Raw genomic sequence first — 15,694 nt, forward strand, 5'->3', positions numbered from 1 at the left:
GTCGCATCCGCACGCCGCCGGGCTTCCGCTAGCCCTCCTCGCCGGCCGCGTTCCACCTCCGCTCAACGCGCGCGATCTTCCAGTACGCGATCGCCGCCACCCAGACAGCCACGAACGCGCCGACGATCACGAACCCGACGTTGTTCAGGTTCAGGTTCGCGATCCAGTCGGTGACCGGGTTGGCGAACCCGAACTGGTCGTGGACCACGCCGATCAGCTCGACGCTGCCGATGACCAGGGCGACGGCCACCGACAGGCCGGTGATCGTGAGGTTGTAGTAGACCTTGCGGATCGGGTTGGAGAAGGCCCAGTGGTAGGCGAAGTTCATGAAGGTGCCGTCGAGGGTGTCGAACAGGGTCATGCCCGCGGTGAACAGCAGCGGCAGGCACAGGATCGCGTACCAGGGCAGCCCGGCGGCGGCGCTGGAGCCGGCCAGCGCGAGCAGCAGGACTTCGGTGGCGGTGTCGAAGCCGATGCCGAACAGCAGGCCGACCGGGTACATCTGGCCGGGCCGGGTGATGGACTTGGTGAGCCGGCCCAGGATCCGGTTCATGAAGCCGCGCTTGTCCAGCTGCGCGGTCAACGCGGCCTCGTCGTACTCGCCGCGGCGCATCGCCTTGTAGACCTTGTAGATGCCGATCAGCGCGACCAGGTTCAGGATCCCGATCAGGTACAGGAACGTGCCGGAGGCGGTCGTGGACACCACGCCGAGGGACTGGCGCGTGCCGGACTTGTCGTCGGTGAGGCTCGTGGCCTGCCGTGCCCCGGCGGCGATCCCGGCGGCCAGCGCGACGACGATGGTCGAGTGCCCGAGCGCGAACCAGAACCCGACCGACACCGGCCGCTTCCCGTCGGCCATCAGCTTGCGCGTGGTGTTGTCGATCGCGGCTATGTGGTCGGCGTCGAACGCGTGGCGCATCCCGAGCGTGTAGGCGGTGATGCCGAGCCCGAAGCCGAAGACCTGCTTGCCGACCGTGTAGTGGTGCGGCGCGACCAACCCGGCCAGGATCCCGAACGCGGCCACGTGCATCGCCACGATCACCGCCAGCAACCCGCCGAACCGGAGCCAGTCGCCCCGCAGCCAGCGCACCGGCCCCGCGGACGAATCCCGGACAGCCCGGACAGAACGGTTCGCAGGCACGCTCACGCGGCTCGCCTCCAGCACCTCGTGGATGGTCGATGTTCGGTGCCGTGGCCGGTCTCCTGGCTGACGGGTCGAAGCCCCGGCCCCGCCTTCCCAGACGCGTCACGCGTCCAGTGGCCGCCGCCGCGCCAGACAAGCGCGGCCGGCGTGGAGCCGGTGCATTCCCGATCACAGTGGCGAGGGCCGCTCCGGTTTTCCACCGGTCTTCCCGAGCACCACGGCATGGTCACCGTAGCGAGCGGGTCGGAGGCGGGCAAGGCGGGGCCTCTGGCTTGTGCGCCACATCCGCCTCCGGCTTGACGCCGCCGTCCTCCGGTGGTCAGATCCCGGGGGCATTGCCGCACTGTCGCACGGCCGCACTGTCGCATTGCCGATCAGGATTCTTCGACGTGGGTGGGGATGGGGCTATGAGCGATCAGGGAGCTCGGGACGAGAAGTCCGCACGCGTGCGGGTCGCCGCCGAGCGTGCGGCCCAGCAGCGCAAGAGCATGCAGCGCCGCAGGCTCGGCATACTCGCGGTGGTAGTGGTGGTGATCGGGGTCTGCGTCGGCGTCGGGCTCGCGGTGAGTTCGAACTCCGCCAAGCCGAAGGCCTACACCCCGCCGACCGACGGCTCCGTGGTCGCCGACAAGTACGCGAACCCCGCGAACAAGGCGACGGCCCTGTCCTACGGCCCCGCGTCGGCCCCGCACACCCTGACGATCTTCGAGGACTTCCGCTGCCCCTACTGCAAGGCGCTGGAGACGGGATCGGCGTCCGTCTACAAGGCCTACGTCGCCAACGGAACACTGCGCGTGCTCTTCCACCCGGTGACCCTCATCGACACCCACGACAACGGCAGCGGCTCGCTCCAGTCCGGCAACGCCGCCGCGTGCGCCGCGGCCGCCGGGAAGTTCGACGAGTACCACGACGTGCTCTTCGCCCACCAGCCGGACGAGACCACCGACGGCTACAGCAGCACCGCGACGCTGATCTCGCTGGCCAAGCAGGTCCCGGGACTGGACACGCCGGCGTTCGAGACGTGCGTCAACGCCGGCACGTACAAGGGCCTGGTCCAGCAGAACTGGTCGGACTTCAACACGCTGCAACTCCAGGGGACGCCGACGCTGATGCTCGACGGCAAGACCCTCTCGCTGCCGAACAACTTCTGGCTGGCGTCGAAGGACGGGTCGTCGCTGGCCGGGTCGGACCCGGCGGTGCTGAAGCAGGTGTTCCAGAGCGCGGGGCTGCCGGCGCTGTCGTAGCGGTCCTGAGAACTGCCCCCGGCGGGTCGGGAACCAGCCGGGGTTCGCCTACGACTATCACTTCAGAGCGCACCGTCCGCGGCACCGTACGGGTGCCCGTTTCCCGGGTCGCGCGACGATTTCGAGTGCTTGTAGGTGTTCATGAGGCGGCTTCGTGAGCTGGGCCGGCGGCTCAGCGGGTCCGGCCGGGTGCTGGCGTTCGTCGTGCTGTTGGCGGGGTTGTACGCCGGGGCGCTGGGCATCGGGCACCTGGCCGGGCCGGTCGCCCCCGATCTGGTTCCCGGCGTGCCGCCGGTCGGACGACAGCCACCCCCGGGGATGCCGGGGATGGGTGGCATGCGGTGAGCGCCCCGACCGTCACCGATCTCGTAGTCGGCGGCATGACCTGCGCCGCATGCGTCAGTCGCGTGGAACGGCGCCTGGCCCGCGTCGACGGCGTCTCGGCCGGCGTGAACCTGGCCACCGGCCGGGCCCGCATCCTGCATCCGGCGCACATCCCGGTCCAGGACCTGATCGCCGCGGTCGAGCAGGCCGGATACACGGCGTGCCTGGTCTCCGCCGCCGCCCCGCCGGAGTCGGAGCCCGAGCCGCCAACCGACCGCGAACGCCTGCTCGGCGTCGCCGCGATGGCCGTGCCGGTCATCCTCCTGTCCATGATCCCGGCGTTCCAGTTCCGCAACTGGCAATGGTTCTGCTTCCTCCTCGCCGCGCCAGTCGTGACCTGGGGCGCCTGGCCCTTCCACCGCCGAGCCCTGCTCAACCTGCGGCACGCCACCGCGACCATGGACACCCTGGTGAGCCTTGGCATCCTCGCGTCCTTCGGCTGGTCGGTCTACGCGTTGTTCTTCGGCACCGCAGGCGACCCCGGCATGCGCATGGGCTTCTCGCTCCGCGCTGGTGGCGGCGGCGACGGTGCCGGGCACATGTACCTGGAAGCAGCCGTCGGCGTGCCCTTGTTCGTCCTCTGCGGGCGCTATCTGGAAAGCCGAGCCCGACGCCAGACCGGATCAGCCCTCCGCTCCCTCGCCGAGCTGAGCGTCAAAGAAGTCTGCGTCCGCGACAACGGCCACGAGCGCTGGATCCCACTGAACCAACTCCTCACCGGCCAGGAGTTCGTGGTCCGCCCCGGCGAGAAGGTCGCCACCGACGGCATCGTCGTCGAAGGCGCCTCCGCGCTCGACCTCAGCATGCTGACCGGCGAGAGCGTCCCCGTCGAGGCCGGCCCGGGGGCCCGCGTCGCCGGCGGCACCATGAACGTCGGAGGCACGCTCCTCGTCCGCGCGACCGCGATCGGCGCCGATACCCGACTGGCCCGCATCGCCGCCCTGGTCGAAGACGCCCAGACCGGCAAAGCCCGCGCGCAGCGCCTCGCCGACACCGTCGCCGCGGTGTTCGTCCCGGCGGTGCTGGCCATCGCCGCGACCGTCCTCGGCTTCTGGCAGGGCGCCGGAGCGCGGCCCCAGGTCGCGATCACCGCAGCCGTCGCGGTCCTGGTCGTCGCCTGCCCGTGCGCGCTCGGCCTGGCCACCCCGACCGCGCTGCTGGCCGCCACCGGACGCGGCGCGCAGCTGGGCATCCTGGTCAAGGGGCCCGAAGTGCTGGAACGGCTGCGGCACCTGGACACCGTCGTCCTGGACAAGACCGGCACGCTGACCGAAGGCCGCATGACGCTGCTCGCCACCACGCCGGCCCCGGGGCACGACGCCGCCGAGGTACTACGGCTGGCCGCAGCCGTCGAACAGCGCTCCGAGCACCCCTTGGCGCGCGCCGTCACCGCCGCTGCCGTTGCTGTTGCCGCGCTTCGTACGGCTCCGGACAGCGGCGGCTCGGCGCTGCCCGACGTCGCAGACTTCTGGTCGCGTCCCGGTATCGGCGTCGGCGCGACGGTCGAAGGCCACGAAGTCCGCGTCCTACGACCTGACGAGCCCCACGAACTACCCGAAGCACTCCGTACAGCGCTGGCCGACGCCGACGAACGCGGCTGCACCCCCGTCCTGGTCGAAGTGGACGGAGCCCCGGCAGCGATCCTCACGATCGGCGACACCCTCCGCCCCGACGCCTACCGCACCGTGCGCCGGCTCCGAGTCCTCGGACTGGAACCGGTCCTGGCGACCGGCGACGGCCCGGGCGCGGCCGCCGCCGTGGCGCGTGAGCTGGGCATCACCGCTGTGCACCACTCGGCCTCGCCGGAACGCAAGGCTGCGATCGTCGCCGACCTGCGCGCCACCGGCCGCGTCGTGGCCGTGGTCGGCGACGGCGTCAACGACACCGTCGCACTCGCCGCGGCCGACCTGGGCGTCGCCATGGGAGGCGGGACGGACGCCGCGATCGGCGCCGCCGGCCTGACCCTGGTGCGCGCCGACATCGGCCTGGTCGCCGACGCCGTGTGCCTGGCCCGGCGCACGCTGTCCACGATCCGCGCGAACCTGCTCTGGGCCTTCGGCTACAACCTCGTCCTCATCCCGCTGGCCGCCGTCGGACTGCTGAACCCGATGCTGGCCGCCGCCGCGATGTCCGCGAGCTCGCTGCTGGTCGTCGGCAACAGCCTGCGGCTGCGCACGTGGCAGCCGCAGCGCCGCAGCCTCGGGGGAGGGGCGCGATGACCGGCTCAGGCGCGCGGCGGTGGACGGCTGCCGTCCGCGCGGCGGCGGTTCCGATCGCGGCAGCCGGGCTCACGCTCACCCTCCTGACCGGCTGGGTCGCGGCCGGCCGCGCCGGCACCCCGCGACCGGTGCGGGTCAGCGCCGGGTGGATCCTCGTGCCCACCAGCCCGACGACCACCGCGGCGTTCTTCACGGTGCGCAACCCCGGCGACGTCCCCGACACCCTGCTCCGAGCCACCTCGACCGTGTCGCCGGACGTCGAACTCAGCCGTCACCTGCACGTCGGCACCGAAGGCCGGCCGGACCCCGTCGCGAGCCTCGCCATCCCGGCGCGCGGGGAGCTGCGGATGGCACCGCACGTCGCCGACGTCGTCATCGCGAACCCGCCGGACCTCCGCCCCGGCCAGCAGGTCACGTTCACGCTCCGCTTCCGCCACAGCGGCACCGTCACGGTCAGCGCGATCGCGATCCGGCCCGAGGACCTGTACGCCCGACTCGGCTGACTTGGCTTGCTCGGCTGACTCGGCTGACTCGGCTGACCTGGCTGACCGGCTACGAGCCCGACTCCCCGTCCCCGTTCCACCGCAGCGGCAGCCGAACCCGGAACCGGGTGTCCCCCGGCACCGACTCGACACTCAGATCCCCATGGTGCCTGCTGACCACGATCCGCCACGAGATGTCCAGCCCGAGCCCCGTCCCCTTCCCCACCGGCTTCGTGGTGAAGAAGGGCTCGAAGATCCGCCCCTTGATCTCGTCGGGCACGCCCGGCCCCGTGTCGCGGAACTCGACCACCAGGTGCTCCCGGTCCAGGCTGGTGCTGATCGTCAGCGTGCCGCCGTCGGCCATGGCCGCGACCGCGTTGTCGATCAGGTTCGTCCAGACCTGGTTCAACTCCGCCGGATACGCCGGGACCTTCGGCAGGCCCGTGCCGTAGTCCTTCACGACGCGCACCTCGGCCGGGATCTTCCCCGCGAGCATCGTCACAGTGCTGTCCAGCAGCTCGTGGACGTCCACCTCCTGCTGCGAGGCACGGTCCAACTGCGAGTACTGCTTCGCCGCGCCGACCAGGTCCGAGACGCGGTGCGTCGCCTCCTCGATCTCGGCCGTCAGACCCTCGGTCTCCAGCGTTCGGGCCAGCCACGACAGCACGGCCGGCAGCACGCCGTCGTCCAAGCCGTCGTCCACCCCGCCACCCGAGCCGCCGTCCACACCACCCGTGATCCGGTCCAGATCCTCGGCCTCCAGCCCGGCCTGCACGAACGTCGGCGCGAGCTGCCACCCGTTCTCGACGCCCCGGTCGTCGAGCCAGTCGGCCATCGCGTCCTCGCGGTCGGAGATCGCCAGCGGACCGAGGCCACTCACCGACGCCTTCCCCCGCGCAGCCGCCTCGGTAGCGCGATCCAACACCGCCACCAGCGCCGCCAGGCTCGGAGCCCGCTCGCCGTGCGCCGCGATCGCGCCCAGATCGGCCCGCGCGCCGACCACACCCTCGCGCAGCGCGGACGCGGCGCGCAGCGCGGCACCCGCCGGATTGTTCAGCTCGTGCGTCAGCCCGGCGGACAACGCGCCGAGCGCCAGCAGCCGTTCCCGGCCGCCGACGATCTGCTGCTGGATCTGCGTCCCGAAGAACAACCCCTCCAGCAGGTGCACCGCCATCGGGAACCACTCGTGCATCAGCGTCGAGAACAGCTCGGCGGAGACCACGAAGAACCGCGACGGCACCGTCACCGACAACGAGTTCCGATAGATCTGCTGCACCCGGTCGCCGAGGTAGGCCTGGAACGCGCCGCTGTAGACGCCTACCTGCGAGGTCCGCGTCACCTCCACGTCGTCGGCCCCGACCCGCCGCGACAGCACGACCGTTCCCTCAAGCAGGACGTAGAACCACTGCGCCGCCTCGCCCTCGGCGTACACCTGGCCGGGCTCGAACGCCTCGACGGTGCCGTGCTCGCACAGCCAGTTCAGCTGCTCCTCGTCGAGCTTCTCGAACAGGAACAGGGTGCGCAGCTCCTCGACACTGCACGACCGCGGCACCCCGCCGCCCAAGCCCGCGGCGCTCACAGCTTCTCCACGTACCGGTGCACGAGCATGACCGCCATCGCACCCTCTCCCACCGCCGAAGCGACCCGCTTGGTCGACTCCGACCGCACATCCCCGATCGCGAACACCCCCGGCACGTTCGTCTCCAGCAGATAAGGCGCACGTTCCAACGTCCACCCCTTGACCGCCCCACCTCCCGCGGCGATGTCCGGCCCGGTGAGCAAGAACCCGCGCCGGTCGCGTTCCACGACCCCGTCGAGCCACTCGGTCGTCGGAGCGGCGCCGATGAACACGAACAGCCACTGCGCGTCCACGTCCTCGGTCGCGCCGGTGGCCGAGTTCCGCAGCGTCAGCCGCTCCAGGTGCTCCTCGCCGTGCGCCTCGACGACCTCGGTCTCGGACCGCACCACGATCGTCGGGATCTGCGCGATCTGCTGGATCAGGTAGTACGACATCGAAGCTTCCAGCGACTCGGCGCGCACCACCAGCGTCACCGACTTCGCGAACCGCGACAGGTACACCGCGGCCTGCCCGGCCGAGTTCGCCCCGCCGACGATGAAGACGTCCCGCCCCTCGCAGTTCAGCGCCTCGGACAGCGACGAGCCGTAGGCGATGCCCTTGCCGGTGAGCTCGTCGATCCCGGGCGCCTCCAGCCGCCGGTACTCCACACCCATCGCCAGGATGACCGTGTGCGCGCCGATCGCCGTCCCGTCCGCGAACCGCACCAGGCGCGAGGAGCCGCACATCTCCAGCCCGGCGACCTCGCGCGCGGTCAGGATCTCGGCGCCGAACTTGGCCGCCTGGCGCCGCGCGCGGCCGGTCAGCTGCGCACCGGAGACGCCGTTGGGGAACCCGAGGTAGTTCTCGATCCGCGAGCTCTGCCCGGCCTGCCCGCCGGTCGCCAGGCGCTCGACGAGGACCGTCCGCAGCCCTTCGGACGCACCGTAGACCGAGGCGCTCAGGCCCGCCGGACCGCCGCCGACGACGATCAGGTCGTAGAACTCCCCGGCCGGCGTCGTCCGCAGTCCGACGTGGTCGGCGAGCTCCTGGTCGTCCGGTTCCAGCAGGGTCTGGCCGTCCGGCGCGATCACCAGCGGCAGCCGCGGCGCGTCCGCGCCGGTCGCGTCCGGGTCCTGGCCGGCGGCCAGCAGCAGGCGCTGGCCCTCCGGCTCGTCGGAGGCGTACCAGCGGAAGGGGACCTGGTTGCGGGCCAGGAACTCGCGCACCTGCGTCGAGCGCGCCGACCAGCGGTGGCCGACGACGCGGGTCTCCAGCACGGCGCGGTGGTCCTCGGCGAGCCAGGAGTCGAGCAGGCTGTCGACCACCGGGTAGAGCTTCGTCTCCGGCGGGTCCCAGGGCTTGAGCAGGTAGTGGTCGAGGTCGACGATGTTGATCGCGTCGATCGCCGCGTCGGTGTCGGCGTACGCGGTCAGCAGGATGCTGCGGGCGGCCGGGAAGACGTCGAGGCCCCGTTCCAGGAACTCCACGCCGTTCATCTCCGGCATCCGGTGGTCCGCGATCAGCAGCGCCACCAGGTCGCCGCGCAGCTTGAGCTCCTGCAACGCCTCGAGCGCCGCGGCGCCGGATTCCGCGCGCACGATCCGGTAGTCGCTGCCGTAGCGGCGGCGCAGATCCCGGGCGACGGCGCGGGACACGCCCGGATCGTCGTCGACCGTGAGGATCACAGTTCGGGGTGCGGAAGCTGCCTCGGTCACAGCGCACAAGGTAGATCCTTATGCCGGACGGCGCCAGGCGGGGCGACCGTTCAGGGCCGGTTTCGCAGCCCCGCCTGGGCTTTCGCAAGACAAGTGCTGAAGAACTCCGCGAACCCTAATACGGCGCCTCTAGAGCCCCTGCGTTACCTTCTGCGTTATCTCCTGAGTCACCCCTGCGTGTCCTCGCGGATCCCCCACGGAGAGCCGTACGCCACCAACAGATCCAGGAACGGCCGCGGCGCGAAGGCCTCCGGGCCCAACACCCCGGCGCCGCTCCACACCCCGGTCGCCAACAGCTCCAGCGCCACCACCGGGTTGATCGCGGTCTGCCAGACCACGGCCTGCGAGCCGTACTCGCGCATCGACCACTCGTTGTCGACCACGTGGTAGAGGTACACCTCGCGGCGCGCGCCGTCCTTCGTGCCGGTCACCCAGGTACCCGCGCAGGTCTTGCCGCGCATGCGGTCGCCGAGCGTGGCCGGGTCCGGCAGCGCGGCGGCGACGACGTCGCGCGGGGACACCGCGGCCGGGCCGCGGTCGCTGGGGATGACGAGGGGTTCGGTGCGGTCCAGGCCGAGTTCGTGCAGGGTCTTCAGCTTGCTGATGAAGTCGTCGCCGAGCCCGTACTTGAAGGTCACGCGCTTCGCGTCGACCCAGCGGGGGACCAGCAGCACCTCTTCGTGCTCGACGTTCACGCACTCCACCGGGCCGATGCCCTCGGGGAAGTCGAACACCTCCGGTTCGCTGAACGGTGCCGTGGTGAACCAGCCGCGGTCGCGCTCGTAGACCACCGGCGGGTTCAGGCACTCCTCGATCGTGGTCCAGATGCTGAACGACGGTGCGAAGTCGTAGCCCTCGACGGTCAGGTTCGCGCCGTCGCGGATGCCGATCTCGTGGATCTCGTCGAAGAGTTCGTCGGCGGCGTAGCGCGCGAAGACGTCGGACAGACCGGGCTCGACGCCGATCCCGACCAGCGCCAGGGCCCCGGCCTTCTCCCACTCCCCGGCGCGCGCGAACTGGGCGTCGCCGAGCTTTTCGCCGCACTCTTCGTAGGGACGGTCGGGGTGCGGGTGGGACAGCGACATCGCCATGTCCAGGTAGTCGGCGCCGGCGGCGAGCGCGGCGTCGAACAGCGGCAGGACGAAGCGCGGGTCGGTGGCGTTGAGGAGCACGTCGCAGCGGTGCTCGGCGAGCAGGGCGCGGACGGCGTCGCGGTCGGAGGCGTCGACCTGGGCCGCGACGAAGCGGGCGTCGTCGCCGAGCGCGGCCACGGCCGCCACCGCCGCCTCGGCCCGCGCCGGGTCGTAGTCGGCGACCACGAAGTGCTCGAAGAAGGAACGGCGGGCGGCGATACGGGTCACGGCGGTGCCGACGCCGCCGGCGCCCACAAGGAGGATTCGCATGACGCCGATCGAACCGCCGGCCGCGCGCTAACGTCAATGGTGTTGGCATAAGGCGCTACGCTGCCGCCATGCCCCCGAAACCGGTGACCTCCGAGACCGCGCGGCGCCGGCGCCGCCCCACCAAGGCCGGGACGGTGCTGACGCACGAGCTGATCGTCGCCACGGCGCTGCGGATGCTGGCCGAGCACGGCGCCGAGGGACTGTCCGCGCGCCGCCTCGGGCTGGCGCTCGGCGCGGACCCGAGCACCGTCTACCGCTACTTCGCCGGCATGGACGACCTGGTCCTGGCGATCGCCGACGAGCTGATCCACCAGGCGCTGGCCGGCTGGCAGCCGACCGGCCGCTGGCAGCCGGACCTGCGTGCGCTCGGGACCGCGATCCACCGCGCGTACCTGGCGCACCCGCAGGCCGCGCAGCTCACCGCGAACCGGGTGTCGGGCCGCTCGCACGAGATCGCCGCGGACGAGACCATCCTCGGCATCCTGCACGACGCGGGCTTCCACGGCGAGGCCGCCGCGCGGATCTACCACGCGTTCATCGACCAGACGCTGGCGTTCGCGGCGCTGGACGCGGCCTCGCTGGCGCTGCCGCAGGAGACGCGGGAGGCGGACGAGCGGCAGTGGCAGGCCACGTACGCGCGGCTGCCGGGGACGACGCATCCGCACATCGCGGCCGCGGCCCCGTTGCTGGTCGCGCGGATGAATGACAGCGCGTATCCGGCGGCGCTGGACCTGCTGCTGGCCGGGGCCGCGGCCGAACTCGGTGGTTGAGGACCGGGCTGCGGGGTCGACGCCTGGGACGCCCGGGCTGCGGTCAGTGCGCCCTGGCCAGGATGCTGCGACCGGTCGCGAGTACCGCCTCTTCCTTCGGCCGCGGCGTCCAACCGAGCAGCTGTTCCGCCTTGGCGCTGGTGGCCCGGTGCGGACGCCCGATCATCGGAACCGCCTGGCGCGCGTTGTCGTCGAACCGTGCCGCCAGGCGCACGACCCAGTCCGGGATCGTCCGCGTCGAAACCCGTCGTGCCTCGGCGCCGAGGCCCTGCTTGAGGGTGGCTGCCATCTCGGACAAGGACATCAGCCCCGCGGTACCGAGGAAGCGCTCGCCGGCGGCCTTCGGGTCGGTCATGGCGCGCACGTGCAGGTCGGCGATGTCGCGGACGTCCACGATGCCGGCCGAGGCGCGCGGCAGCAGCGGGAGCTTGCCCTGCAACAGGTTCGCGACCACGGCCACGGAGGTTCCGTCGCCGGGGCCCAGGACGGGGCCGAGGATGCCGGTGGGGTTCACGACCGCCAGTTCGAGCTCGTCCTGCTGCTCGACGAAGTCCCAGGCGGCGCGTTCGGCGAGGGTCTTCGACTTCGCGTACGCGGTGACGCCGGGGGCGTCGACGTCGGTCCAGGAGCTCTCGTCGTAGGGCACGTCGGTGGGTGCGTGGCCGTAGCCGATGGCCGCGAAGGAAGACGTCAGCACCACGCGCCGGACCCCCGCACGCTGTGCGGCGCGCAGGACGCGGAGCGCGCCGTCGCGGGCCGGCCGGATCAGGTCGTCCTCGTGCGCAGGCGGGGCCGCGGGGAACGGCGAGGCGACGTGGAGTACGTAGTCCACGTCGGCGACGGCCTCGTCCCAGCCCTCGTCCTTCGTCAGGTCCGCGGTGACGAAACGGATATCGCCCGCGAGTGTCGTCCGGACCTGCTCGGCGCGGCCGGGAGTGCGCACCGTCGTGCTCACGCGGTAGCCGTCGTCGAGCAGTCGCGCGATGCAGTGCATGCCGAGAAAACCGCTGCCGCCTGTCACCAGGACGTGCTCACCGCTCATGATGTGTATCCCTTCGGCTCGGCGACCGGACCCGCGATAGCGCCATCAGCGCCCGCTGCTTCACCGGAGCCTCCGCACCCCACCTGGTCCAGCGGGTTCAGCCCTCCAGGGCGCGATCGTGCAGCGGCCCGTCCGGGAAGGGGGTGCTCCACACGGCGGCGGCCAGATCCTGCTTCAGGTGCAGGTAGAGCTCGTTGAGCAGGTCGGTCTTGGTGGCGAAGTAGTTGAGCAGATCATACCCGTCGGAGCGCCCAGGCCCTGTTCCACGGGCAACCGCATCGCCGCGTCGAGCACCGCTCGGCGGCGCTCGGCGCACCGCGCCAACTGCGGACAAGCGGCGACAGCACCCCTGATCCTCAGTACCCTGATTCGGATACAGTCCGTGTCAGCAGCGAACGCTCCCGGTCGGGCCAACGGTGCCGGGTCGTCGCCGTACCAGAGGGTCCTGCCAATGATCCGTACTGCTGTCCGCCCCAGAATCCTCGTCGTCGGCGCCGGCCTGGCGGGTACCGCCACCGCGATCCGACTGCTGTGCTTCGCCCGCGGTCCGCTGGAGGTCGTGCTGCTCGAACGGCGCGCCGACTACCGGTGCGCCGGCGTCGCCTACCATCGCGACGGCAACCCCTGGGACCACGTCTTCAACGTCCAGGCGGGCCGGATGTCGGCGTTCCGGGAGGACGTGCTCGACTTCGTGCGCTGGGCGAACGTCGAGGCCGACCGGAGCGGCTGGCCGGCGCCGTGGTCGGACTTCGAGTTCGTGGAGCAGGGGCCCGCGCCGCGGCGGATCTTTCAGGACTACCTGGCCGAGCGGCTGGAGCAGGCCAGGCAGGAGGCTCTGGTCGGCGTCGTGCTGGTGGAGGCCGACGGCGAGGCCGTCGATCTGGACGTGCGGGCGGACGGGGTCGAGGTGACGGTGCGGGGGTACGCGCCGCGCGATCAGGAGCCTGAGTCCGGTGCGGTGGCCGGAGCCAGAGCCGGAGCCGGAGCCGGAGCCGGAGCCCGAGCCGGTGACGCAGCCGCAGACGCAGCCGAGGTTCTGTGGTTCGACGAAGTCATCCTGGCGACCGGGCTGGAACTGCGGGAGCCGCCCTTCGCCGCCGGCGTGCTCGGCCACGCGGCCTTCGTGCGCGATCCGTACTCCGCGGCCGGCATCCGCACGCTCGCAGGTCTCGCGCCGGAGGCGACGGTGGCGATCGTCGGATCCGTGCTGAGCGCGTACGACTCGGCCGCTCTGCTGCTGCGCCAGGGCCACACCGGAACCATCCACCTGATCTCCGGGAGCGGGACCATCTTCCGGACGTACCCCGAGGACCACGAGCACGACGTGGTCCGGCTGCCGTGCCCGCGCGATCTGCTGAAGCCGTACCGCGACCGGGAGGAGTTCCTGGCGCGCCTGCGGTCGGAGTGGGACGCGGCCTGCGCGGCGGTCGCCCGGGACCATCCCGACATCGATCCGGCGGTGGTCACCGAGCGGGTGGCCAAGGCGTGGGAGCCGTACTGCCCCGAGGTGATCGAGCAGATCCCCTCCGCCGAACTGCGCAGCCTGCTCGACGAGTTCGGCACGGCGATCTCCGCGCTGCGCGTGTGCGCCGTGGAGTACACCATGTCAGTCATCGACCATGCGATGCTGCCGTCGGACGGAAGGGTGCGGCTGGTCGTCGGCCGGGTCGGGACGATCACGCCGGGGGAGTCGGGGCGGCTGGCCGTCGGCATCGCGTCGCCGGAGTCTCAGGACCCTCAAATAATCGAAGCCGATCTGGTCGTCTCCAACTTCGCCCGGGAGCCCGACTACGGCCGCGTGACCCAGCCGCTGTGGCGCAATCTCCAGGCGAAAGGACTCGCGGTCCCGCACCGCCGCACCGGCCGCGGTGTGGAAGTGGACGCCCACGGCAGGCTGCTCGGCCGCGACGGCGAGCCGATCGGCCCGGTCTTCGCCGCCGGCGTGCCGCGCGAGGGCGACGAGATCGTACGCAACGGCCGGACCGGCGCGTTCGCCTTCAATCTGGCCACCATCAAGAACCAGTCGATCACGGTCGCCGCGCACGCGCTGGAGCTGCTTGAGCTCGGGAAACTCGGCGAGTTCGACGATGGCCGGCGCGCGGGGACGGACGAATCTGCGGACGTATCCGCGGGCGAATCCGTGGGCGAATCGGCGGACCCGGAGGAATTCGGCAATATCGGACAAGCGGTCCGGACCGTATTCGACGAGGCTGTAGTACTGGAGGTGAGGAGGTTGGCGACACGGGCGCGCGCAGAGCGGGAACAGCTCGCCGCACGGCTGGATGCCCGCATCCGCTCCCTCGGCGGCCCGCGGGCCGCCGCGGCCGCGGCCGACGCCTCCCGCCGTGAGCGCCTGGTCCGGGCGGCCGTGAACCGGGCCGCCGTCGAACGGCTCACCGACGTCTCCGTGACGCCCCGGCAGCTGCGCCGGCGGCTCGGTCTGGCAGGTATCGAACATCCGGAGGGCTGATTTGAGCGGGCGGCGTATCAAGGGATCGCTTCTGTCCGGAGGCAAGCAGAGTGTCGTGCAGGGATTCTGCAACCACACCGGCAGACCGATCGAGGGATCCATCCTCGTCGCCCCGAGGCTGGAGGCGGACCTCTACGACGCCATCGTCTCCGCCCGCGCGGTGGTGTGCAGCTCGGGCGGCCGCACCGGCCACATGCAGTCCATCTGCCGCGGCCGGGGCATCCCGGTGCTCAGGATCGACCACGCGGACCTGGCGCGGCTCCACGGCGAGGTCACGCTGCACCTGGAGAGCGAGTCGATCCTGCTCGGGAGCCGGACGGACGCCGACCTGCCCCCGACACGTGACGAAGGCGCGGCGCTGGACGAGCTCGGCTCGCTGTGCGCGGTCATCGCGGACCTGCAGGACATCGAGACCATCAACGCCTGCGGGCCGGACGCCAAGCGCGTGGAGTCGTTCTTCATCCGCGAGGAGTTCCTGTGCCTGGCCGCCGGCCTGCGTCCGCTCGACGCGCTGCAAGGCGGACCGGCGCAGGCCGTGGCCTACGGACGGGCCCTGGCCGACCGGCTGTGCGCCTTCGCCGCCGCGCTGCTGCCCGACCAGCGCATCGTGCTGCGGCTGCTCGACCTCCGCTCCGACCACGCCGCACACGTGACCACCGCCCCGGTGGCGACCGAACCCAACCCGGAGATGGGCCTGCACGGCGCGCGCTGGCTCCTCGGCTCCAGCGCTTACCGCGACGCCCTGCACGCCGCGCTCGGCTCGCTGCGGGAGCGCCTCGGCGGCGCGGCGGACGGGGTGCACCTGTCCGTCCCGTTCCTCACCGACGAACACGAATACACGCAGCTGCGCGACCACCTCCAACTCCCGGCCGGAGTGCCGGTGGCCGCGTTCATCGAAACCCCGGCGGCCGTGCACGCGGCACCGGCGATCTGCGCGGCCGGCGCCAGCGAACTGTTCGTCGGCACGAAGGACCTGGTGCAGTTCTACCTGGCCGCCGACCGCAACAACCACCTGGTCGCGGAGTCCTACCAGACCCGGCACCCGGCGGTCCTCGCCGGCGTGCGCGGCGTCGTGGACGCGGCGCACACGGCAGGCACCCCGGTGCGGGTGTTCGCGCTGCGCGCAGACCTGGTGCATTATCTGCGGCAGCTGCCGGCCCTGGACGGCTACATGATGTGCACGGCCGAGCTCCAGCAGCTGTTCGCAGGGGTCTGATGCGGCCCCGGCGACGCCCGGGTGCTGCCGCTCCGGGCAAGTGATCA

General features: G+C 71.7%; 13 protein-coding genes and 1 riboswitch. Of the genes, 7 read left to right on the forward strand and 6 right to left on the reverse strand.

Features of this window, described 5'->3' with window-relative positions:
- Positions 1-28: 28 nt before the first annotated feature.
- Positions 29-1,147: a HoxN/HupN/NixA family nickel/cobalt transporter gene (locus ABH920_RS25485; protein ID WP_370351639.1), complete on the reverse strand. Its 1,119-nt coding sequence runs from the start codon at positions 1,145-1,147 to the stop codon at positions 29-31.
- Between the two features lie 28 nt (positions 1,148-1,175).
- A riboswitch (cobalamin riboswitch) is annotated at positions 1,176-1,379 on the reverse strand.
- A gap of 172 nt (positions 1,380-1,551) precedes the next feature.
- Between ABH920_RS25485 and ABH920_RS25490 the strand changes: the two genes are divergently transcribed.
- From ABH920_RS25490 to ABH920_RS25505, 4 genes are all read left to right on the forward strand, one after another.
- Positions 1,552-2,388, forward strand: a complete 837-nt coding sequence (locus ABH920_RS25490; RefSeq protein WP_370351640.1) for a DsbA family protein — start codon at positions 1,552-1,554, stop codon at positions 2,386-2,388.
- Positions 2,389-2,529: 141 nt separating this feature from the next.
- On the forward strand, positions 2,530-2,733 hold the full coding sequence (locus ABH920_RS25495) for a hypothetical protein (protein ID WP_370351641.1): 204 nt from the start codon (positions 2,530-2,532) through the stop codon (positions 2,731-2,733).
- 35 nt (positions 2,734-2,768) lie between these two features.
- Positions 2,769-4,991, forward strand: a complete 2,223-nt coding sequence (locus ABH920_RS25500) for a heavy metal translocating P-type ATPase (RefSeq protein WP_370351714.1) — start codon at positions 2,769-2,771, stop codon at positions 4,989-4,991.
- A complete protein-coding gene (locus tag ABH920_RS25505; protein ID WP_370351642.1) occupies positions 4,988-5,494 on the forward strand; it encodes a copper chaperone PCu(A)C in 507 nt (168 codons plus the stop codon). Before ABH920_RS25500 ends, ABH920_RS25505 begins: the two co-directional genes overlap by 4 nt.
- A 49-nt stretch (positions 5,495-5,543) precedes the next feature.
- Here the strand turns inward: ABH920_RS25505 and ABH920_RS25510 are convergent, their stop codons facing one another.
- From ABH920_RS25510 to ABH920_RS25520, 3 genes are all read right to left on the reverse strand, one after another.
- Positions 5,544-7,052, reverse strand: coding sequence for an ATP-binding protein (locus ABH920_RS25510; RefSeq protein WP_370351643.1), 1,509 nt, complete (start codon positions 7,050-7,052; stop codon positions 5,544-5,546).
- Entirely contained in the window at positions 7,049-8,746 is a 1,698-nt protein-coding gene (locus ABH920_RS25515) for an FAD-dependent oxidoreductase (protein ID WP_370351644.1), read from the reverse strand. The genes ABH920_RS25510 and ABH920_RS25515 overlap by 4 nt, the downstream gene beginning before the upstream one ends.
- 167 nt (positions 8,747-8,913) lie before the next feature.
- Positions 8,914-10,149, reverse strand: a complete 1,236-nt coding sequence (locus ABH920_RS25520; protein WP_370351645.1) for a saccharopine dehydrogenase family protein — start codon at positions 10,147-10,149, stop codon at positions 8,914-8,916.
- 68 nt (positions 10,150-10,217) lie between these two features.
- Here ABH920_RS25520 and ABH920_RS25525 point away from each other — a divergent pair, with 68 nt between their 5' ends.
- Positions 10,218-10,919: a TetR/AcrR family transcriptional regulator gene (locus ABH920_RS25525; RefSeq protein WP_370351646.1), complete on the forward strand. Its 702-nt coding sequence runs from the start codon at positions 10,218-10,220 to the stop codon at positions 10,917-10,919.
- Between the two features lie 43 nt (positions 10,920-10,962).
- Here ABH920_RS25525 and ABH920_RS25530 read toward each other — a convergent pair whose 3' ends face one another.
- Both ABH920_RS25530 and ABH920_RS25535 read right to left on the reverse strand, forming a co-directional pair.
- The gene (locus tag ABH920_RS25530; RefSeq protein WP_370351647.1) at positions 10,963-11,961 is read right to left on the reverse strand and encodes an SDR family oxidoreductase; all 999 of its coding nucleotides are present in this window, start codon (positions 11,959-11,961) and stop codon (positions 10,963-10,965) included.
- A 97-nt stretch (positions 11,962-12,058) separates the two neighbouring features.
- Positions 12,059-12,295, reverse strand: a complete 237-nt coding sequence (locus ABH920_RS25535) for a hypothetical protein (protein ID WP_370351648.1) — start codon at positions 12,293-12,295, stop codon at positions 12,059-12,061.
- A gap of 117 nt (positions 12,296-12,412) precedes the next feature.
- Here ABH920_RS25535 and ABH920_RS25540 point away from each other — a divergent pair, with 117 nt between their 5' ends.
- Positions 12,413-14,431: an FAD/NAD(P)-binding protein gene (locus ABH920_RS25540; RefSeq protein ID WP_370351649.1), complete on the forward strand. Its 2,019-nt coding sequence runs from the start codon at positions 12,413-12,415 to the stop codon at positions 14,429-14,431.
- Between the two features lie 55 nt (positions 14,432-14,486).
- Positions 14,487-15,647: a putative PEP-binding protein gene (locus ABH920_RS25545; protein ID WP_370351650.1), complete on the forward strand. Its 1,161-nt coding sequence runs from the start codon at positions 14,487-14,489 to the stop codon at positions 15,645-15,647.
- The last annotated feature ends 47 nt before the right edge of the window (positions 15,648-15,694 follow it).

The sequence above is a fragment of the Catenulispora sp. EB89 genome (assembly GCF_041261445.1).
Lineage (GTDB): Bacteria > Actinomycetota > Actinomycetes > Streptomycetales > Catenulisporaceae > Catenulispora.